Annotated in this window: 18 protein-coding genes and 1 pseudogene; 8 read left to right on the top strand and 11 right to left on the bottom strand. The window is 71.4% G+C overall.

The genetic code is table 11. From position 1 onward, the window contains the following. Nucleotides 1–111 precede the first annotated feature (111 nt). Nucleotides 112–594 carry a DedA family protein gene (locus tag ACSHWO_RS34040; RefSeq protein WP_385809161.1) on the bottom strand — a complete coding sequence of 161 codons (483 nt, stop codon included), beginning with the start codon at nucleotides 592–594 and terminating at the stop codon, nucleotides 112–114. A 726-nt stretch (nucleotides 595–1320) separates the two neighbouring features. Further along, nucleotides 1321–1617: a DUF7489 domain-containing protein gene (locus ACSHWO_RS34035; RefSeq protein WP_361094037.1), complete on the bottom strand. Its 297-nt coding sequence runs from the start codon at nucleotides 1615–1617 to the stop codon at nucleotides 1321–1323. A gap of 205 nt (nucleotides 1618–1822) precedes the next feature. Here ACSHWO_RS34035 and ACSHWO_RS34030 point away from each other — a divergent pair. Next, nucleotides 1823–1972, top strand: a pseudogene (locus ACSHWO_RS34030) (transposase family protein); the annotation flags it as partial. Then, a complete protein-coding gene (locus ACSHWO_RS34025; RefSeq protein ID WP_438318413.1) occupies nucleotides 1942–2526 on the top strand; it encodes an ISAs1 family transposase in 585 nt (194 codons plus the stop codon). The pseudogene ACSHWO_RS34030 and the gene ACSHWO_RS34025, both read left to right, overlap by 31 nt. Before the next feature lie 86 nt (nucleotides 2527–2612). Here the strand turns inward: ACSHWO_RS34025 and ACSHWO_RS34020 are convergent, their stop codons facing one another. After that, the gene (locus ACSHWO_RS34020) at nucleotides 2613–3224 is read right to left on the bottom strand and encodes a CGNR zinc finger domain-containing protein (RefSeq protein ID WP_438318410.1); all 612 of its coding nucleotides are present in this window, start codon (nucleotides 3222–3224) and stop codon (nucleotides 2613–2615) included. A gap of 104 nt (nucleotides 3225–3328) precedes the next feature. Here ACSHWO_RS34020 and ACSHWO_RS34015 point away from each other — a divergent pair, with 104 nt between their 5' ends. The 4 genes from ACSHWO_RS34015 (at nucleotide 3329) to ACSHWO_RS34000 (ending at nucleotide 7619) form a co-directional block, all read left to right on the top strand. Beyond that, the gene (locus ACSHWO_RS34015) at nucleotides 3329–4177 is read left to right on the top strand and encodes an SDR family NAD(P)-dependent oxidoreductase (protein WP_385809192.1); all 849 of its coding nucleotides are present in this window, start codon (nucleotides 3329–3331) and stop codon (nucleotides 4175–4177) included. Nucleotides 4178–4530: 353 nt separating this feature from the next. Then, nucleotides 4531–5292 carry a maleylpyruvate isomerase family mycothiol-dependent enzyme gene (locus ACSHWO_RS34010; RefSeq protein WP_438318407.1) on the top strand — a complete coding sequence of 254 codons (762 nt, stop codon included), beginning with the start codon at nucleotides 4531–4533 and terminating at the stop codon, nucleotides 5290–5292. Nucleotides 5293–5790: 498 nt separating this feature from the next. Next, nucleotides 5791–6327, top strand: coding sequence for an ArsR/SmtB family transcription factor (locus ACSHWO_RS34005; RefSeq protein ID WP_438318404.1), 537 nt, complete (start codon nucleotides 5791–5793; stop codon nucleotides 6325–6327). A 17-nt stretch (nucleotides 6328–6344) separates the two neighbouring features. Further along, on the top strand, nucleotides 6345–7619 hold the full coding sequence (locus tag ACSHWO_RS34000; protein WP_438318401.1) for an MFS transporter: 1275 nt from the start codon (nucleotides 6345–6347) through the stop codon (nucleotides 7617–7619). 532 nt (nucleotides 7620–8151) lie between these two features. On the opposite strand, the gene ACSHWO_RS33995 is transcribed toward ACSHWO_RS34000, so the two are convergent. Together ACSHWO_RS33995 and ACSHWO_RS33990 are read right to left on the bottom strand one after the other, a co-directional pair. Further along, on the bottom strand, nucleotides 8152–8328 hold the full coding sequence (locus tag ACSHWO_RS33995) for a DUF3117 domain-containing protein (RefSeq protein WP_438319336.1): 177 nt from the start codon (nucleotides 8326–8328) through the stop codon (nucleotides 8152–8154). A gap of 298 nt (nucleotides 8329–8626) precedes the next feature. Then, nucleotides 8627–9976, bottom strand: coding sequence for a diacylglycerol/lipid kinase family protein (locus tag ACSHWO_RS33990; protein WP_438318398.1), 1350 nt, complete (start codon nucleotides 9974–9976; stop codon nucleotides 8627–8629). A 578-nt stretch (nucleotides 9977–10554) separates the two neighbouring features. Between ACSHWO_RS33990 and ACSHWO_RS33985 the strand changes: the two genes are divergently transcribed. Continuing rightward, nucleotides 10555–10842 (top strand): hypothetical protein, encoded by a 288-nt coding sequence (locus tag ACSHWO_RS33985; RefSeq protein WP_385809277.1) that lies wholly within the window; start codon nucleotides 10555–10557, stop codon nucleotides 10840–10842. 48 nt (nucleotides 10843–10890) lie between these two features. On the opposite strand, the gene ACSHWO_RS33980 is transcribed toward ACSHWO_RS33985, so the two are convergent. From ACSHWO_RS33980 to ACSHWO_RS33965, 4 genes are all read right to left on the bottom strand, one after another. Continuing rightward, on the bottom strand, nucleotides 10891–12474 hold the full coding sequence (locus tag ACSHWO_RS33980; protein ID WP_438318395.1) for an FAD-dependent oxidoreductase: 1584 nt from the start codon (nucleotides 12472–12474) through the stop codon (nucleotides 10891–10893). 422 nt (nucleotides 12475–12896) lie between these two features. After that, a complete protein-coding gene (locus tag ACSHWO_RS33975) occupies nucleotides 12897–13421 on the bottom strand; it encodes a VOC family protein (protein WP_438318392.1) in 525 nt (174 codons plus the stop codon). 80 nt (nucleotides 13422–13501) lie between these two features. Beyond that, the gene (locus ACSHWO_RS33970) at nucleotides 13502–14140 is read right to left on the bottom strand and encodes a glyoxalase (RefSeq protein ID WP_385809338.1); all 639 of its coding nucleotides are present in this window, start codon (nucleotides 14138–14140) and stop codon (nucleotides 13502–13504) included. A 538-nt stretch (nucleotides 14141–14678) separates the two neighbouring features. Further along, on the bottom strand, nucleotides 14679–15653 hold the full coding sequence (locus ACSHWO_RS33965; protein WP_438318389.1) for an AraC family transcriptional regulator: 975 nt from the start codon (nucleotides 15651–15653) through the stop codon (nucleotides 14679–14681). 142 nt (nucleotides 15654–15795) lie between these two features. Between ACSHWO_RS33965 and ACSHWO_RS33960 the strand changes: the two genes are divergently transcribed. Next, nucleotides 15796–16512: an SDR family oxidoreductase gene (locus tag ACSHWO_RS33960; protein ID WP_438318386.1), complete on the top strand. Its 717-nt coding sequence runs from the start codon at nucleotides 15796–15798 to the stop codon at nucleotides 16510–16512. Nucleotides 16513–16625: 113 nt separating this feature from the next. Here ACSHWO_RS33960 and ACSHWO_RS33955 read toward each other — a convergent pair whose 3' ends face one another. Together ACSHWO_RS33955 and ACSHWO_RS33950 are read right to left on the bottom strand one after the other, a co-directional pair. Further along, nucleotides 16626–17342, bottom strand: coding sequence for a hypothetical protein (locus ACSHWO_RS33955; RefSeq protein ID WP_385809391.1), 717 nt, complete (start codon nucleotides 17340–17342; stop codon nucleotides 16626–16628). A 176-nt stretch (nucleotides 17343–17518) separates the two neighbouring features. Continuing rightward, the gene (locus ACSHWO_RS33950; protein ID WP_438318382.1) at nucleotides 17519–17890 is read right to left on the bottom strand and encodes an STAS domain-containing protein; all 372 of its coding nucleotides are present in this window, start codon (nucleotides 17888–17890) and stop codon (nucleotides 17519–17521) included. Between the last annotated feature and the right edge of the window lie 11 nt (nucleotides 17891–17901).

Here is a 17901-nt window from a genome sequence, read left to right as displayed (position 1 = left end):
GTGAGGTCGACGCCGTGCTCGTTCGGGAGGTGCTCGCGGGCCCGGGCTCGCGGGCCCGGGGCTCGCGGACGACCTCTCGCCCGCCGCGTCACCCCTCCTCGCGGGGCGGGCTCACGGATTCTCGGCCACGGTGTCGCCGGAGGTCCGGGCCGCCCGTCGTCTGCGATACGCCGCCACCCCGCACACGACGAGGAGCAGGCCGGTCACGGCGGACACCCCGAGGGCCGTCCGCTCGGCGAACAGCCTTCCCAGCACTTCGAGCACGCCGAGCCCCGCGGTCGCGTAGATCAATGCCCAGGCCGCTCCGCCCACGAACAAGGCGGGGAGGTAGCGCGGCAACGGCATGCGCATGCTGCCCGCGAGGAAGTTGGCGGCGGTCTGGAGACCGACGGTCAGGAAGGAGACGGCCACCACCGGCGCGCCCCACCGCTGGATCGCCCGCTCGGCGCGCAGGAACTTCACCGAGGAGATCCGCGCGGCGAACCTGCTGCGCCGGGCACCGGCCCCGGCAAGCCACCCGATGGCGAACGTCCCTCCGGCGCGGAGCAGGACGATGACGTACAGGGCTCCGGCCGTGAGTGCGATCCTATCCATGGCGCCTCGTCCCAGACACCGGGCCGGAACCCGGGAGGCCCGTCACCCGCATGAGCGTCCCGCCTCAGCGGGCGCACGACGCGCACAAGCCCGATCGCCGTCTCTCACCTGCACCCTGCCTCAGCCCGTTCCGTCCTACTGGGTCGCCACCTGCGGCACCGGAAGCCGAATTCCGCACGCCAGGCAAGGTGAGCCTAACCGAACGTGCATACGGGAGTACAGGGCGGGGCCGGCCGGGGAATGATCGGGCTGGTCCGGCGACCCCGGCCAACCGCCGCACACTCATGGAGGCCACGCTGCGGCAGGCCGACACGCTCGCGCATCACCGCGATGGCGACTGCGAACGGGGGCCATCGGTGATCAGACCGCGCACCTCCGACAAGAAACCACCGCGTCCGGCGCTTCGACCGCGCGGACGGCCGCCCAGGGCTGATTCATGGTTGTCGTGGCCACAGGTTGTTGCTGGTCAGGGCAGCCTGAGTAGGTCGAGGGGGCGGGTATGGGGCGCGTAGGAGACCTCGCGCAGGCCAGCCGCGATGCCGCGGTTCCCGGCCTGACGGAGGGTGTCGGTGCGCGAGCCGCGCGCGGTCTGCGGTGTCCCGGTGCGACCCGCGTCCGGTCGGCGTGCTTGCGGGCCTTCGGGCAAGCCGAGTGCCTGGTACAGGGCCGTGAGGTGCCGCGGACGGCGAGGGCGTGCCGGACGGTGCGGCAGAGCTGTTCGCTCCGTTACTCCGACCGCTCCGGCCAGCGCCTACCCCACTCTTTGACCACCCGGTCGCCGACGGCGAGCGACCGATACGTCCGGCCGTTCACCTCGATGCTGAGCTCCCGCCCATCGTCGGTGCGGATGTGCATCATGTAGTGGCCCGTCGGGCCGTAGGTACCGGTCGAACTGCTCACCCCCCGGCCGGTGACCTCACCGGTGTAGGCGTCCTTGCTCTCGCCCAACCCGTGCGCGGCGATCATCGCCAGGACCATGGCGAGCGGGCCGATGGAGAGGAGCAGGACAAAGGTGTTCGACATGTGCGACCCCCTGCATCGACGACGGCACAGGCCATCCACGGCAGCGTTCTGGTCTTCTGGGCGCCAGCCCAGAAGGCATACCCAGAGGGGCTGTTCGGCCCCGGCCGGGATCAGGGCTGACTCATAGTCCGGGTGGTGGGCGTCGTGCAGGTCACTGGAGGGTGACGGGACGGACGAGGCAGTCACGCACGCAAGGAGGCTCCGGTTGTCGGCTCTGCCCGACCCGCGCGACCGTCGCGGACGACGACACTCGCTGGTCGCGGTTCTCCTCACCGCCGCCTGCGCGGTCCTGGCCGGCGCCCGCTCCTACCTGGCGATCGGGCAATGGGCCCGCCACGCTCCCCAGCACACCCTCGCCCGGCTCGGCATCCGCGCCCACGGACCGCTCGGGGTCCGCACTCCCACCCAGCTGCGGGTCCCGACCAAGACCAACGAGGTCACCGGCTTCGCCCGCCTGCTCGCGCCGACCGCGAACGCGGGCACGGGCGGCGCGAGACCCGCTCCACCCGCGTGCTCACCGTCACCGACCTCCACCTGGACTTCCCCCACGCGGTCCAGGCCGCGAAGATCCTGCGGCACCGCACGGACGTCCGCACGGGCAAGGTCACCCGCCAGACCGTCTACGTCATCACTGACCTGACGGCCCAGCAGGCATCCCCGCAGGGGGTCGCGCACCTCGCCCGCTCACAGTGGACCACCGAGAACCGGCTCCATTTCGTGCGCGACACCACCTTCGCCGAGGACGCCTCCAAGATCCGAACGGGGCACGGCCCGGAGAACATGGCCACCCTGCGCAACCTCGCCATCGACACCCTCCGTCGGGCCGGGAACCGCAGCATCGCGGCTGGCCTGCACGAGGTCTCCTACGCGCCCCACACCCGTCCCCTCAACCTACTCAGGCTGCCCTGACCAGCAACAACCTGTGGCCACGACAACTATGAGCCAGCCCTGGACGGCCGCCGGATTCCGACGGGGTCACCCGTGGAGCCGCGGCGTCACGCCTCGGGATGCGCCTCGCTCACCCGGCGCTGCCGCTGGCGGTAACTGCGCATGGACACCTGGGAGCCGCACCCGGTACTGCAGTAAAGCCCCGCCCCATTGCGAGTGCGGTCGAAGAAACCGAAATGGCACGGCGGGTTGCGGCAGGCCTTGATGCGCCCCCAGTCACCGGTCTGCGCGGAGGTCGTCACCGCGGCCAGTACGGTCCCGAACACCCGCGGCACCCCTGCCTGCGGCGACGCCAGCTCGACACCACCGGCTGTGACCACGGTCGCCAGCGGGTAGAGCGCACCCGCGCGCCGCAGGTGTTGTTCGGCGTGCTGGAGCGGCTCGCCCAGGCTCTCCTCATCGCCCGAGTGCGCGAGCAGCAGCGTCACCAGGGCGTCACGCAGCTCGCGCGCGGCCGCGGCATCGGCATCGGTCGCCACGGTTTCGCCGCCGAACTCGTCGTGCTCCGCGAGCCATGCCGCGAACGAGTGCCCGTCCCCGAACAACTCGCGCCGGCCACCTCCGTCCGCGCGCGTGTTCACGAACGCGAGCACGGTCTCCACCACCGGCATGACGGTGCGGGGGCTGGGTTTCGCAGATCCGGCTGCAGCGCTGCTCATCACCCCATCCTACATCGACAGGAAGAGGCGCTAAGCCGCCTAACAGGCAACGTGCAGCGCGGCTCCACTTGACTCGTTATGAGCTAACCGCTTACGGTCGCAACATGAACGAAGCACTGAACCAACAGACCAGCCCCCGCACATGGCTCATCACCGGCGCGACGTCCGGCATCGGCCGCGAACTGACCCTCCAGGCGCTGGCGAACGGCGATGCCGTCTCGGCGATCGCCCGCGACACCGCCCCCCTGGACGAACTGACCGAAGCGCACGGCGACCGACTGCTCCTCATCCGGGCGGACGTGCGTGACGAGCAGGCCGTCCGAGAAGCGGTGGAGCGCACGCTCTCGCGGTTCGGCCGCATCGACGTCGTGGCCAACAACGCGGGCTACGGACTCTTCGGAGCCGTCGAGGAAGCCTCCGACGCGCAGGCCCGCGCGGTGTTCGACACCAACGTCTTCGGAGTCCTCAACGTGCTCCGCGCAACCCTGCCGGTACTCCGCGCCCAGCGATCCGGACACGTCCTCCAGGGTTCATCGGTCTACGGGCAGTCCGCCCACCCCGGCGTGGGACTGCTGGCCGCGACCAAGTACGCGGTCGAAGGGCTGTCGGACGCACTGGTGGCCGAGGTCGCACCGCTCGGCATCAAGGTCACGATCATCCAGCCCGGAATGACCGCCACCCCCTTCCTGTCCAACCTCCACGTCGCCGCCGGCCTCGACGACTACGACCAGACCGTCCGCGAAGTCCACAAGGGCATCGGAGAACTGCCCGCATCGGCGTTCTCCTCCGCAGCCCGGATCGCCGAAGGCATCCGAACCGCGGTCGACAGCCCCAACCCCCCACTGCGCCTGGCCCTCGGCACCTCCAGCGCCACCGGCATGCGCACCGCCCTGCAGGCCCGCACCGCAGACCTGGACCACTGGAACCGTGTGACCGACGCCGTCGACAGGTGACCACGACGGGCCTCGGCGCTGACGCAGCCGAGGCCCACCGGCGACGCAGTCCGCACAAGGACCACCCGGGCCGCGGTGCGGTCATGAGTGCGGGCCGGGCAGTGCGGGTGAGCAACCCGTCCGCCACGCCGCGCCAAACGGCCGGCCGGCACCAGGGTGCAGCAGCCGGGGCCGCGTCGGGCGCCACCTCCGAGGCCGGCTCGCTCCCGTGCACGGGGGCAGCGTGAGCGTGCCGGCGTTTGACATCTTCAGCGCGCGCCCTCTACCTTCAGCGTTACTTGAGGATATGAATCATCTACTTCCTTAAGCATCCTCGCCACCGAGGGCGGCACGATCAGAGGAAGGCCACGCACATGAACCCCGCCCAGCACGGAGCGGCCGTCGCAGCCGAGACGGCCGGACTCGTCGCCGCGGTCAGCGGAGCCGACCTCTCCGCCCCGGTACCGACCTGCCCCGCGTGGACGCTCGCCGACCTCACGCAGCACATCGGCAGCGTCCAGCGCTGGTTCACCGAACTGCTGCGCCAACGCATCCAGCAGCCGCCGACCAGCCGTGAGGTCGACCTCCGCCTGCCGGCGCACCCCGACGGCCTCCCGGACTGGCTGGCCGCAGGTGCCGCGGAGGCGGCCGAGGTGTTCGCCGCCACCGACCCGGATGCCCCCATGTGGGCCTGGGGAGTCGACCAGCATGCCCGGTTCTGGGTCCGGCGGATGCTCTTCGAGACCCTCGTCCACCGCGCCGATGCCGAACTCGCCCTCGGGATCCCACCGCACATCGACCGCGAGTTGGCGGTCGACGGCATCGATGAGTTCCTCACCAACCTGCCGTTCGCGTCCTCCTTCGCCCCGCTGACCACCCGGCTGCGAGCCCCGGACCGGACCATTCGCTTCAGCTGCACGGACGGCGACGGCGAGTGGCTGGTGCGCTTGCGCCCTGACGGCTTCGCCCTGGTGGCTCGCCGCGGCGAACCCCATGCGGCCGACGCCGCGGTCAGGGGAACGGCCGCGGACCTGCTCCTCCTCCTCTACGGCCGCCTGGCCCATCGCAGCGACGCCTTCGACCTGCTCGGCGACCGCGCCCTGCTCGCCCACTGGTTCGCCCACGCGGCCTTCTAGACGCAGGCGGTCGCCTCGCACACACCCGTCTCCCCGAGACGAGTGGCGCGCGGTCACCGGACGTGCCGGAGCCGGTGGGTGTGATGTCCCGGGCGGGGACCGCCGGGCTCGCGCCCTTGCCGTCCGCGGCGCCCACGAGCATCTTCCTGCGGGCTTCTGCGGGGCCTTTGAACTGGCCGAATACCCCCGACAGGACGAGGACGCCCGGACCGGCCGGGGTGCCGGAGGTGTACCGGCCGATGGCTGGCCGGGAGTTGCGGATCTTCGGGCTGTAGGTGTTCCCGAGCCCTTCCCTGCCCTTCGTTTCCGAGGCGTCCTGGGCCAGTTCGAACGTGCCGCCCACCAGGGTCTTCGGGCACGATGAGCCGGTACTCGGCCTTGGGGAATCCGGCTCCGCTCACCCTGGACGCGGCATCGTCCGTCACCCCCTCCCCACCCTTCTGGAGGACCGGGCGAATTCCCTTGCGCAATGGTCAAGATTCGTTGACCATTGCTCGCATGCCTACCGATGATCTTCCCGAGACGTTTCACGTCACCACGGACGAGCAGCTGCGCGCCGTCTCCAATCGCACGCGCCACCGGATCATGGCCGTGCTCCGCTTCGAGCCGGCGACGATCACGCAGATCGCCGAGCGGGTGGGCCTCGCGAAGGGGAGTTCCAGCTATCACGTGCGGCTGCTGGAGCGGGCCGGCCTGGTGAAGGTGGTACGCACGCGCAAGGTGCGGGGTGTCACCGAGCGGTACTACGCGATGGCCGCGCGGGCGATCGTGCTGCCGGATCCCGGCGAGGGAGGGCCGGATGTGCTGATGCGGCATGCGGTGGCGGACCTTGAGGCGTCGCCAGTGGGTGAGCGGCACGTACGGATGGCGCATCTGCGGCTCACCGACGAGCAGTTCGCCCAACTGGGGGCGCGGCTGGAGGCACTGGCGGACGAGTACCGGGAGCTGTCCGATCCGTCGCTGCCGGACGCGTCACTCGTCTTCGCGCTGTTCCACCCGGCATCGCGCGAGCAGGCCGACGAGGGCGCCAAGTGACGTCGGAGGTGCGGAAGTTGCCGACCGGGTTCGGGCGGCTGTGGACTGCACAGACGGTGTCCTCGCTGGGTGACGGGGTGTCGCATGCCGCGCTGCCGCTGCTCGCGTTGACGTTGACGCGGGATCCGATGGCACTCGCCGTCGTCACGGCCGCCGGGACGCTGCCGTGGCTGCTCTTCGGGGTGCTCGGCGGTGCGCTGGTGGACCGGTGGGACCGTCGGCGCACGATGTGGGTCGTGGACGCGGCGCGTGCGGTGCTGCTCGCGCTACCGGCGGCAGCGGCCGTGCTCGACGTGCTGAGCATTCCGCTGCTCGCGGCCGTCGCCTTCCTGCTCGGCCTCGGCGGACTCTTCTTCGACACGGCCGCCACGGCCTATCTGCCGGATCTGCTCGGCCGCGACCCCGCGCTCCTGGAACGGGCCAACTCCCGCCTGCGCGGAGCTCAGACCGCCATGTCCGGCTTCGCGGGGCCACCTGCGGGCAGTGCGCTGCTCGCGCTCGGGCGGGCGGTTCCGCTGCTGGCCGACGCGGGGTCGTTCCTGCTCTCCGCGCTGCTCGTACGGTCCCTTCCCGCCGTGCCCCGGCCGGTGCCGGAGGTCCGCGAGTCGTTGGTCCGGCAGGCGCGGGCCGGGGCGTCGTACGTCTTCGGGGACCGCTTGCTGCTCGGGCTCGCGCTCCGCCCGGCGGTCGGGAACGTCGCCTTCCTCGCCGTGGAGACCGTGCTCGCGCTCTTCGCGCACGACCGCCTCGGCATCGACACCTACGGCTTCGGCCTGCTCCTCACGGCGGAGGCCACCGGCGGTCTGCTCGGCGCGGGCATCGCCTCCCAGCTTGGCCGACGGCTCGGCACCGGCACCGCGCTGACCTGCACGGCCGCCGTCGAAGGGCTTGCCGTCCTGGGTCTTGCCGCTGCCCCGAACCCGTACGTGGCCGGGCTGGCGCTCGCCGTCTGCGGGGCCGGCATGGGTGCCACGATGGTGCTGGCGCCCTCTCTCCGGCAGGCGATCGTCCCGCCCCACCTCATGGGCCGGGTCGCCTCCACCTCCCGCATGCTGGCCATGTGCGCCGCCCCCTTCGGGGCCCTCGTCGGCGGCTGGCTGGCCACCACGTACGACATCCGCACCCCGCTCTACGCCGCCGCCGGCCTCCTCCTGGCGATGACGGCCGTCACGGCCACCATGACCAGCAACCGCCGGGTCGAGGAAGCGCTGCGCGCCGCTGCCCCGGTCGGCGGTCCGGACCTTCCGGCAACCGCGGAACGCGCCCGGAAGAGCGCGTCCGACGTGCTGTGACGCCTGCGGCGAAGGCACCGCAACACGTCGGGGACCGGCTCCCGGGGGAGCGCCCCGGGTCAGGAGTACGCGCGCCGGCCGGTCGTCGAGCTGTCGAGCGCCTGATCGCGGAGGGGGTCCCGGCCACCCGGCCGGCACCAGGCTCTCCGGTGACATCCCCTCCACCCGCGACCGCCGATTCACGTCAACTCCCCTTCGACGGCCCGAACTGACGGGACATGGAAGGCGGGAGCGGGCGACCCGCGTATGGAGTGCGCGCGATCGGTTGCGACGCTCGCGGGAGGGGCGACCCAGGCCGCCGCCGACACCACAGCGCGAGGTCGTCATCAAGGCCCCGGCGGGCCATCCGTTCAAGGTGCGCCTGGCCGCCTACCACTCCGACAGCACCGCCGTGATGCACAAGGACATCGCGAAGCTCCAGCCTCCCGGCCGGAGGGGGCAGCCGGCCCGGACGGTCACCCGACCGGGCCGACCCGTTCCCGTAGTTCGAGGTCCCGCCCAGGGGCCCGCGAACAGGGCCTCCTGGTCGGTCTCACCGACGGGCCGCGTCAGCCGACGACGCGTTCCCGAGTTCGTCGGCGAGGGCACCAGCCTCTTCCGGGGTCGGTACGACTACGAGCCGACCGCCGCCTTCGAGGGGCACGCGCATCACAATGCCCTGCCCTTCCTTGGTGGCTTCGAGCGGACCGTCTCCCGCTCGCGGCCTGATCCTGTCACGAGGCAGTTCGCCATCGCCGGCGGACAGCGCACCCGTCCCGTTTGCCCTTGTTCATGGCTGTGCACGTCCCCGGAGCATTGAGTGTCCTCCCTGCACGATGGGTGGAAGCGCCCGCGGAAACACCGGGGCAAGATGCCGCACCAACGCTGCGGGAGTGGTCTTCTCCGCCCGCAGCCGCGACAACGGATGTCGGCTGTGGCGGCCGCCGGGGCGCCGGACTGATCCAGAGCGGCGCCTCCCGCTCGCGCTGAACGTCTGGACGGGCGTCGGCCATCTGACGGCGACCGGTTCACGAAGGCGTGGTCCGTCGGATGCGCCCCCACGCGAGGTCGATGACCCGCCGCCAGTCCACGGGCGGCCCGGGCACGACGACGCCCGGACGGTCGCGCGGCACCAGGACCCGCAGCGCGCCCGGGTGCAGCGTGCACACGACCGGGGTGGGCATCCGCAGTGCTTCGCCGTCGACCGCCACGGGGATCTCGTCGGTGTCGGCGGTCACTTCGACGCGCTGTGCGGTCATGACGGTCAGCCCCGTGGACTGCGGGCCCCGCACAGCCAGATCGGCCGCCTGCGCCGCATCCTCCACCCGGACGCCGAGCACTCCCAGTAGCCCGTCGTCGAGATGCGGTCGTCGGCCGCCGCGACCTAGCCCGTCGGGCAAGGCGTACGGGTTGTTGCTCACCAGCAGAGCCTGCTGGGCCGAGAGCGCCGTGCCGTCGACCTGCGCGTCGAGTCGCGGCGCCCCTTCGCCGACCAACAGGTCCGGCATGAGGGCCAGTGCGGTACCCGCCTTGTCGTCGCGGTACTCGGGCCGTTGTACGACATCGGCATACACGCCGAAGGACACGGTGTTGACGAAGGGCCGGCCCGAGACTTCACCAAGATCGACCCGGAGCTCCTCGCCGTCGGTCAGGGCGTCGAGACAGCGCGAGGGGTCGGAGCGGTCGAGGCCCAGGTCCATGGCGAAGTGGTTGCGGGTGCCGGCGCAGATCACGAGGAACGGCAGGCCGTGCTGGGCGGCGACGGCCGCGACCAGGGCCTGGGTCCCGTCACCACCAGCAACGCCGAGCAGGTCCGCGCCCTCGGCCACGGCGGCCCGGGCCAGTGCGGCCACATCGGCCGGCACGGACGGATCGAGCAGAACGACCCGCGCGCCGAGATCCTCGGCACGCTCGACCAACCCGAAGCGGCCGACCTTCCCGCCCCCCGACTGCGGATTCATGATCAGGGCCGGCTGCTTCGGCCGGGTGGCGGGGATCGCCGCCGGACGCGACCGCTCCGGACTCGTCCTGCGCAGCGCAGCCCGGGCGCAGGCCAGCGCCGTACCCCAGCACAGGCACAGGACCAACGCCGTGAGCCATAGACCGTCGTGTGCGAAGACCACCAGGACGGCGAGAGGTGCCGCGGTCGCGAGCAGCCCCCCGAGGAGTCGCGCGGCCCCACGACGCGTCACGAACCACCACACCCCGACGGAGCAGAGGACCAGACCGAGGAACCCTGCCGTGACGACGACCAGCCCGCCGTCTCCCAGAGCGATCACCAGGACGACCAACGAACCCACCGCGGCGAGCACGGCCAACCGTGCCAGCAGCCGCCCGGACCCACTCCCGCCCGAGCTCGCCTCACCCGTCCCTCCCATGGCTTCCTCTCCGCGCCGTGGCCGATGACGACTCCGGTCCTGGGCACCAGCCTGCACGCGCGCTGCCCGGTGAGCACCCCAGCGGGGCCGCGAGGATGAAGCGGGCGAAGCCTGCCCGGGCCGCCGCCCCCCTCCTTCGGCACGAACCCCCGGAGCAGGGCGGAACCCGAACACCACTGCCAAGGACGCAACCCCACGAACCGTCGCGGTACCCCTGGATTCTGGTTAGCCTTGATCAACTGTTGCTCTCGCAGGAGGAGTGGGGGGACGTGAGCGGCGTAGGTGACGAGGAACCGGCGCGAGCCGAGCAGGCACACCCGCAGTCGGACGGTCCGGGAAGCGATCCACCCAGATGGGCCTGGTGGGTGATCGGAATCGTGATCCCGGTCTTGGGCATCGCGGCCACCGTGTGGACCACCTCCACCAAGTCTCCTGGCTCCAGCCCTCCCCCAGCCCGGACTCCACACACCACCGCGCAGGGAAATCCGGCACCCACCCCGTCGCCGGCGCCCCCTCTCGCCGCGTCCTCCTCCATGGGAGCCATACCGACGGTGTTTCTCGGGGTGTGGGAGGGAACCGTGGACGACGGCTCCGTGCAGCTACAACGACGCCTGACCATCCGGCAGGGGAAGGTCGGCGACGAGGTGGTCACCACACGCACCACCAGCGGCAACGTCCAGTGCAGAGGAGCGGGCACCCTTCTGGGCGCCGGCGCGGACACGGTCGAACTCGACACGGTCGTCACCGAAAGCATCCCCAGCGGCAGGTGCCACAGCGTGGGCGAGCAGACGCTCACCGCTCTGGACGACAACCGGGTCCGCTACCAGGCGGGGAAGCAAACCGGGATCCTCACCCGCAAGGGCTGAGGCAATGGCCACCGTCACTCCTTCTCGCTGAGGCGCTCGCGGGCGGGCTCACGGCCGACCGGAACCTGTGTGCAGGGGTGCGGGTCCGGGGTGGGCGGAGCCGGTGGGTCCGGCCGCGGCCGGAGCACCGAACCAACGGCTCGCGGCCCGCTCGAACTCCTCCCGATCAGGTTCCCGATCACCTGCCCAGGCGATCACACCGTCGGGCCGCACCAGCACGGCACCTGACCCGAGGTCGTTCCTCGCCGTCCCGGCCGCGTACCGTATCCGGCGCTCCCAGCCCGTCGCCGAAGCCTGCAGGCGCTGTCCGACGCTGAAATCGAGCACGACGCCCCGGCCGTCCACCATGAGGTCGCCGAGGCGGGTGCCGTCCTCTAGACGGAAGTCAGGGGCGCTGCGGCCGACCAGCGGATGGTCGCTGCCGAGGTCGTACCGGATCCACGATCCCGACAGCTTCTCGAACACGTAGGTCGCTCCGTCACGGGTCCCGATGAGATCGCGAACCACTGCCTGGATCGCCTGGGCGTACGGGTCCGGCCTCATGGTCGCCACCTGGGCGCGCGACCAGTCGAGCACCGCCGCACCGATCGGATGGCGCTCGTCGGCGTACGTGTCGAGAAGCCGGTCCGGCGCGTGGCCGTGCACGGTCGCGGCGAGCTTCCACCCCAGGTTCACGGCGTCGCCGATGCCGGTGTTCAGCCCCTGGCCGCCGAGGGGCGAGTGGATGTGCGCGGCGTCGCCAGCGAGGAGGACGCGTCCTTGCCGGTAGGCCGTCGTCTGCATCGCCCGATCGGTGAAGCTGGAGGCGATGTGGACCGTACGGATGGTCACGTCGGTGCCGGACACACGGCGCAGCACCGCCTGGAGGTGGTCGCGGGTCGGCGGCTTCGAGCGGTCGAACGCACCGCCGTCGAAGTCCGTCATGGCGATGTGCCCGTCGGTGGGCATCCGGATGTACATGCCCGTCGGCGTCAGGTGGAAGCCGGGGCGCAGCTTCTCGGGATCGGCGAGCGTCGCTTGCATGGTGTAGCCGGTGAACTGCGGCTCGGTACCGACGAAGTCGAAGCCCGCGAGCCTGCGCACCGTACTGCGTCCGCCGTCGCAGCCGACGAGCCAGCGCGCCTCGTACGCGTCCGCGCCGGCTTGCGCGACCACGCTCTCCCCGTTCTGCGAGACGGCCGAGACCGTGACGCCGCGCCTGATGTCCACTCCGAGCCTGGACGCCTGCTCGGACAGCACCGTCTCGACCGCTTCGAGGTCCGTCATCACGGCTTCGAGTGCCGGGCCGGGCAACCGGAACGGCAGGGCGTCGACGTCGACCCGGGCCCCGTCGAGCATCATGCCGGCGAAGTGTCCGAAGAACCGAGGACGTGACGGCGCACCCGCTGCGGGGGCCGCACCGAACACCTCTTGGACGCCCGAGGCCGTCAGCAGCGGTTCCAGCATGCCGCGTCGGTAGAACGCCTCGACCGACGCGGCGGACAGCCCCCGCCTCCCGAGCGGGGCCGCCCGGAGCGGGGAGCCGAGCCCTGGCTCCCGTTCGAGTACCAGTACGGAACACCCTGCGAGGCCGAGCTCGCAGGCGAGGGCCAGACCGACCGGACCGGCCCCCACGATCACTACGTCATGCACGACAGATCCCCTCCTCGAACTCCGAGCCGGATGGGTACCCGGCTCGACCTCTCGAAAGGTGTCAGCCCCCACCGACATCGCAGCGACAGCCCCGACAAGCCACCGACAGGCCGCCGACACCACCGGCTCGGCGGCCCGATCCGGGCACGTCGACACCGGTGTGGTGGAAGCCCGTCGACCCCCGAGCCGGCGCCGCGACGCCTCACGTGCCCGTCGTACGGGGGCTCAGCCGCCCGGCCCGCCTCCGGTTAGGCCCGGTTCAGGTAGGCGATACCGGCACGGACGCGGCGCTTGGTGTCACCGTCGTCGGCGACGTACGCGCCTTCTTCAGCAGCCTGCGCTAGAGGAGCTGCGCCCTTCCGCGGGCGCCGTGCGCGGCGGGCGGCCGTGACACGGAAGCGCCACCCGCGCGACAGGGGGCGTCAGTCGGCCGGCCGCAGCGGGGCACGGGAAATCCCGGACGCGCGCCCGCTGAGCGCGGTGTCGAGCGTCCGCTGTGCCACGCGCATCGACTCGACGTACTTCGGCTCGGACATGCGCTGCCACGCCGTGTCCGGGTCGACGTCCTCGACGTGGCTCATCACCCACCAGATGTTCCCGAACGGGTCGCGGACGCGGCCGCCGCGGTCCCCCCATGCGTTGTCGCCCACCACGGTGATCACCTCCGCCCCGTGCGCCACGGCAGCCGCCACCGCCGCGTCCGCGTCAGGGACGTAGACACGCAGCAGCGAGGGCATCACGGGCCAGTCGGGGCGACGGTCGAAGGCCAGGACGACCGTGTCGCCGATGCGGATCTCCCCGTGTCCGATGGTGCCGTCCTCCACGGCCACCCGGGCCAGTTCCTCACCGTCGAAGGCAGCGGCGACGAAGTCGAGCAGCGCTCCCGTGTCGTCGGTGACCACCCACGGTGCCACGGAGGTGTACCCCTGGGGTGTGGTGTGTTCCATCGGACTTCCCTTCCGTGCCTCCCGCGGTCTTCCCGCGCAGTGGGCACGACCATACGGCGCAGCCAGGCCAGAAGAGTGGGTTACGCGGCGGTCTCCCAGACGAACCCGTCGGGGTCGGTGAAGGTGTCGGTGGTGCTGCCGAGGGTGATGCGGTGCGAGCCGGTGCCGTCGGCGGGGACGCCGAGGTCCTTGGCCAGGGCGCGTCGCTTGTACAGGGCGAGCTTGACGGGGCTGGAGGCGTGGGCGGCGAACTCGGTGTACTTGCCGCCGAAGCTCTTGGTCACGGTCAGGCCCCGGTCGACGTAGAACTGCCGGGTGGCCTTCACGGCCTCGACGCCGAGCAGCAGGACGATCTCGTCGATGTCGCGGGTGTCGGGGCCGGTGTCCTTCTTCGCCGAGGTCGCGATCTTCCAGATCGTCCCGTCGGGGGCCTGGACGACGCCGCTGTAGCCCCACAGTGACTTCGCGGCGGGCTTGAGGACGGTGGCGCCGGCGTCCACGGCCGCGCGGAGGAAGCCGTCGACGGTGGCCGGGTTGGACACCGTGAGCCCGAGGGTGAAGCCGCGGAACCCGGCGGAGTGCGCCTCCGAGGCCCGCAGGCGTATGTACGTGTCCACGCCGAAGGCGGTGTAGAAGCGGCGCGCGGCCTCGGGATCGGCCACCTCCAGGGTGACGGACGCGAGGGACGTGGGGGCTGAGGTGGAAGCGTTGGTTGCCATGACCGTCACGCTAGGGGCTGCGCGGCGGCCGGGGCTTCTCGATTCCTGACCGGTCTCGCGACCCGCCTCACCCGCTCGGGCAGCCACGGCCCGCCGGTCGGGTCAGACGGGGGCTCCGGGGTCCGGCAGCACGCAACGTTCGTCGTGGCGGAGTTGCTCCGGCGATACCGCCACGACGCCGCCGCTCGCCGCAGCCCCGAGTCGGTCGGCCGACTCGCCCGTCTGTGCCGCGGGGACGCCGGAACTCAACGGGAACGGGCGGCCCTCCGCACCGCGCGCCCTTCCGTCCGACCTCCCCTCGGCGCCGCGGCCCGTCTGGTCAGGCGCCGTCGATGCGGATGAGCAACGCCCGGGCGTCACCGGTGCGGACGTTGTCCGGGCCGAGGCGGGTAGGCGAGGGGCGGCCTCGTCCCCGCGGGTCGCCGTGCGGCCCTGGTGGATCGCACTCTGGTCGCGCAGGACACCGCCGGCCGTACCCGACCCCGCGGGCTCCAGCCCGCCCCGCAGGCCGGGGCCTGTCCGTAGGCCTCGTCGCCGGTCACCGCGATGGCCCGGCCGTCACCGTCAGTTGTATCGGCGTCGCTACGTCGCCTGCCGTCTCGACCTGCTTGCGGTAGGCCCCCGGCGGCGATCCGAAGTGCCGTTTGAAGGCCTTGGCGAAGGCGAACTCCGACGTGTACCCCGTCTGCTGCGCGATCGTGCTCAGCGGGGCCGGCGATCGGTGCAGCAACCGCGCCGCGGTGGCCATCCGCCAGTTGGTCAGGTAGGTCAGCGGCGGCTCGCCGACCACCGAGGCGAAGCGGCGGGCGAACGCCGCACGGGACAGACCGGCGCGGGTGCCCAGCGACTCCACGGTCCACGGACGGCCGGGATCGTCGTGGATCGCCTTCAGGGCCGGGGCGACTGCCGGGTCGGTCAGCGCGGCCGCCCAACCCCGGGTCCGCTCCTTCGGCAGTTCGGCGTACCACGACCGGAGGATGTACAGCAGCAGCAGATCGACGAGCGCCGTGACGACCGCATCGGAGCCCGGCTGCGGCGCGTGGAACTCGGCGCACAGCTGATCGACCGCCGAGCGCAGTGCCGGGTGGCGGCCCGGAACCGCGGGGAGGTGGATGACCTCCGGTAGATCGCTGAACAGTGGATGCGGGCGATCGACGTCGATCGCGTACGCGCCGCACACCAGCACCGTGTGCGGCCCTGGTCCGTCCACGGTGACCCGGCCGATCGGCGAGGAACGGTCCACGCGCTCCGGTACGAAGTCCACCGGATCGCGGCCCGGCACATCGCACAGCACGTGTCCGCTGCCGCGTCGCAGGAACGCGATGTCGCCGGGTCCGAGCGCGAGGGGTTGGCCGTGCGGTGGCAGCAGGTGGCAGTGACCTTCCAGGACCAGATGGAATCCGGCTCCTGAGATGGGTTGGAACCTCAGGGCCCACGGGGCGTGCGCGTCGGTGCGAGTCACCATCGGGCGTCCCGTGCGCAGGACTTCGAGTGTGTCGCTCAGGATGTCCACAGCGCTACTCTAGCGCCTGCGACGCGAGACGATATGACAGGGAATCGAGACTTCAAGTCATTCATCGTCTCGATGTGGAGGCGTACGTTCTTGCCATGGCGGTGCCGAACCCCGGCACCGCATCGACGAAGGAACGGATCCCATGTCTCTGGCCGGCAAGAAGATCGTGATCATCGGTGGAACCTCCGGCATCGGCTTCGCAGTAGCCCAACAGGCCGCGGCGGCTGGCGCGGACGTCGTGGTCGCCTCCAGCAGTCAGGACCGCGTGGCCGCCGCGACGAAGCGGTTGGGCGAGCCGACCGAAGGCCGCCGCCTGGACGTCGCCGACGGCGACGCCATCGCCGCGTTCTTCGAGCAGGTCGGGGAGTTCGACCACCTCGTCTACACCGCGGGCGAATCTCTGCTGATCAAGCCGTTGGTCGAGACCACCCCGCAGGAGGCCAGGGCCGTCTTCGAGCGCCGGTTCTGGGGCGCGTTCCTCTCCGCCAAGTACGCTGCACCGCGTCTGCGCGACGGCGGCTCGATCACTTTCAGCTCCGGCGTCCTCGCGATCCGCCCCCTGTCCGGAACCGCGCTCACGTCAGGGATCACCGGCGGCATCGAGGCCCTGTCCCGGGCACTCGCCGTCGAACTCGCCCCTCTGCGGGTCAACGTGATCCAGCCCGGTGTGATCCGCACCGAGCTGTGGGACGGCAGCGTCCCGGACCCGGAGGCCTTCCTCCAGGGCGCCGGAGCCGAGCTGCTCACGCGGCGTGTGGGCACTGCCGAGGAAGCCGCGGCGGCCTATCTCTTCGTCTTGTCCAACGCCTACGTCACCGGCACCACGCTCGCGGTAGACGGCGGCGCGGCGCTGGTGTGACGCAGACGCCACGCATCACGAGCCCGGGTGTTGCGGCGTCACCGTTGCCGACGGCCTGGTGCAGAAGCCGGGTGAGACGTCGACGTGGACACGGCGCAGTGCGCCCGATTCGGTCAGGCCAGTTCCTTGTCGTTGTGGACGTGCCGCGCCCTCGGCACTCCCCCGTACCGGCCGGACTTGCCCGCCGGCGCGGACCGCATGGCGAGCTCCGCCTCCGCGCGCCGCCCCTCACCCTCGTCCACGGGCAGCACGTCGCTCCAGTAGATGTCGAGCATGGTGCGGAGCGTTACCTGTTCCTGCTCGGCGCCGACCGGTACGGTCAGCCGGTCCAGCATCCGCCACAGCTCGTAGTCGCTCTGCGCGGCGATACCGCCCTCCCTGGCGTGGTCCGCCTGGTGCCGGTGGACCGCGAGGGCGAGCCTGCGCAGCGTCTCGCGCTGCTCCTGTGCGAGCCGGTGGTTGGCAGACCGATTCACCGAGCGCTGCACCTTGCCCAGTTCGGAGATCGCCCGCTGGATCATCTGGTGGAAGTTGGCCGCCCGCTTGCGCCAGCTCTCGTACTCGGCGCGGGTGGCGAACCACTCCCGCTTGCCCGCCTCGCCGCGGGAGAAGCACTCCGTCTGGAAGAGCTCGCGCTCCGCCTTGCGCTTGCGCAGCACGTTGCCAGCGCGCTGGTGGACGTTGGTGATGATGTCGTACGTGCGCGCCAGGTTGTCCGGGTGGGTCAGAGCCGTCCACACCTCGGGGTCGCGGGCCGGGGGGTGGGAGTTCGCCACGATCAGGTCCTCGTACTCCTTGTCCTCGAGGTCGGCGATGTCTCGGGCATCCATCAACGGGCCTCCAAGCCGGTGGCAGGCGGTGTACCCATGGTGACGGATTGTTCCGCCTCAGGTGGTGCGATGCCCGCAATCCGGCCGAGGTCGACGGCGGGTCCGCCCCCGGGACGTGATCGCCATCGCTGCGGAGGAGGACTGCTCGGGAAGCCGCCTGGCGGAGGGGCCCTTGCTCAGAACGGCGGCGCGGGCTCGATGGTGAACAGGTGCTGGGTGCCGGTGTGTTCCAGGAGGCGCAGGAACTGTTCTCGTGGGGCCGCCAGAAAGAGGCGCTGGCCGGTTGCGGCGACCGCGGTCCGGGCGTCCAGCAGAACGTTCAGGCCCGAGGAGTCGCAGAAGGACAAGTACTGCAGATCGACCACCACGTCACTCAGGCGCGGCTCACCGGCCAGCGCCTCGAACAGCGCCTGGCGGAAGGCCTGGGCACGGGAGATGTCCATCTCGCCGTGCGGGCGGACCACGGCCGTACCGCTCCGGGCATCGACCTCGATGTCCGGACTGCCCTTTTCGCCGTGTTGGTGCACGTAGGTCCTCTTTCCGGTCATTCCACCCTAGG

The organism is Streptomyces pallidus (ex Mingjun et al. 2026), from assembly GCF_051550185.1.
Taxonomy (GTDB): Bacteria; Actinomycetota; Actinomycetes; order Streptomycetales; family Streptomycetaceae; genus Streptomyces.
This window is presented reverse-complemented; position numbering and strand designations above follow the sequence as displayed.

Bases quoted from the DNA above. Each gene is read 5' to 3' on its own strand.
- ACSHWO_RS34040 (WP_385809161.1), bottom strand. From the start codon at position 594: ATGGATAGGATCGCACTCACGGCCGGAGCCCTGTACGTCATCGTCCTG.
- ACSHWO_RS34035 (WP_361094037.1), bottom strand. From the start codon at position 1,617: ATGTCGAACACCTTTGTCCTGCTCCTCTCCATCGGCCCGCTCGCCATG.
- ACSHWO_RS34025 (WP_438318413.1), top strand. From the start codon at position 1,942: ATGGGCCCGCCACGCTCCCCAGCACACCCTCGCCCGGCTCGGCATCCG.
- ACSHWO_RS34020 (WP_438318410.1), bottom strand. From the start codon at position 3,224: ATGAGCAGCGCTGCAGCCGGATCTGCGAAACCCAGCCCCCGCACCGTC.
- ACSHWO_RS34015 (WP_385809192.1), top strand. From the start codon at position 3,329: ATGAACGAAGCACTGAACCAACAGACCAGCCCCCGCACATGGCTCATC.
- ACSHWO_RS34010 (WP_438318407.1), top strand. From the start codon at position 4,531: ATGAACCCCGCCCAGCACGGAGCGGCCGTCGCAGCCGAGACGGCCGGA.
- ACSHWO_RS34005 (WP_438318404.1), top strand. From the start codon at position 5,791: ATGCCTACCGATGATCTTCCCGAGACGTTTCACGTCACCACGGACGAG.
- ACSHWO_RS33990 (WP_438318398.1), bottom strand. From the start codon at position 9,976: ATGGGAGGGACGGGTGAGGCGAGCTCGGGCGGGAGTGGGTCCGGGCGG.
- ACSHWO_RS33975 (WP_438318392.1), bottom strand. From the start codon at position 13,421: ATGGAACACACCACACCCCAGGGGTACACCTCCGTGGCACCGTGGGTG.
- ACSHWO_RS33970 (WP_385809338.1), bottom strand. From the start codon at position 14,140: ATGGCAACCAACGCTTCCACCTCAGCCCCCACGTCCCTCGCGTCCGTC.
- ACSHWO_RS33960 (WP_438318386.1), top strand. From the start codon at position 15,796: ATGTCTCTGGCCGGCAAGAAGATCGTGATCATCGGTGGAACCTCCGGC.
- ACSHWO_RS33955 (WP_385809391.1), bottom strand. From the start codon at position 17,342: ATGGATGCCCGAGACATCGCCGACCTCGAGGACAAGGAGTACGAGGAC.
- ACSHWO_RS33950 (WP_438318382.1), bottom strand. From the start codon at position 17,890: ATGACCGGAAAGAGGACCTACGTGCACCAACACGGCGAAAAGGGCAGT.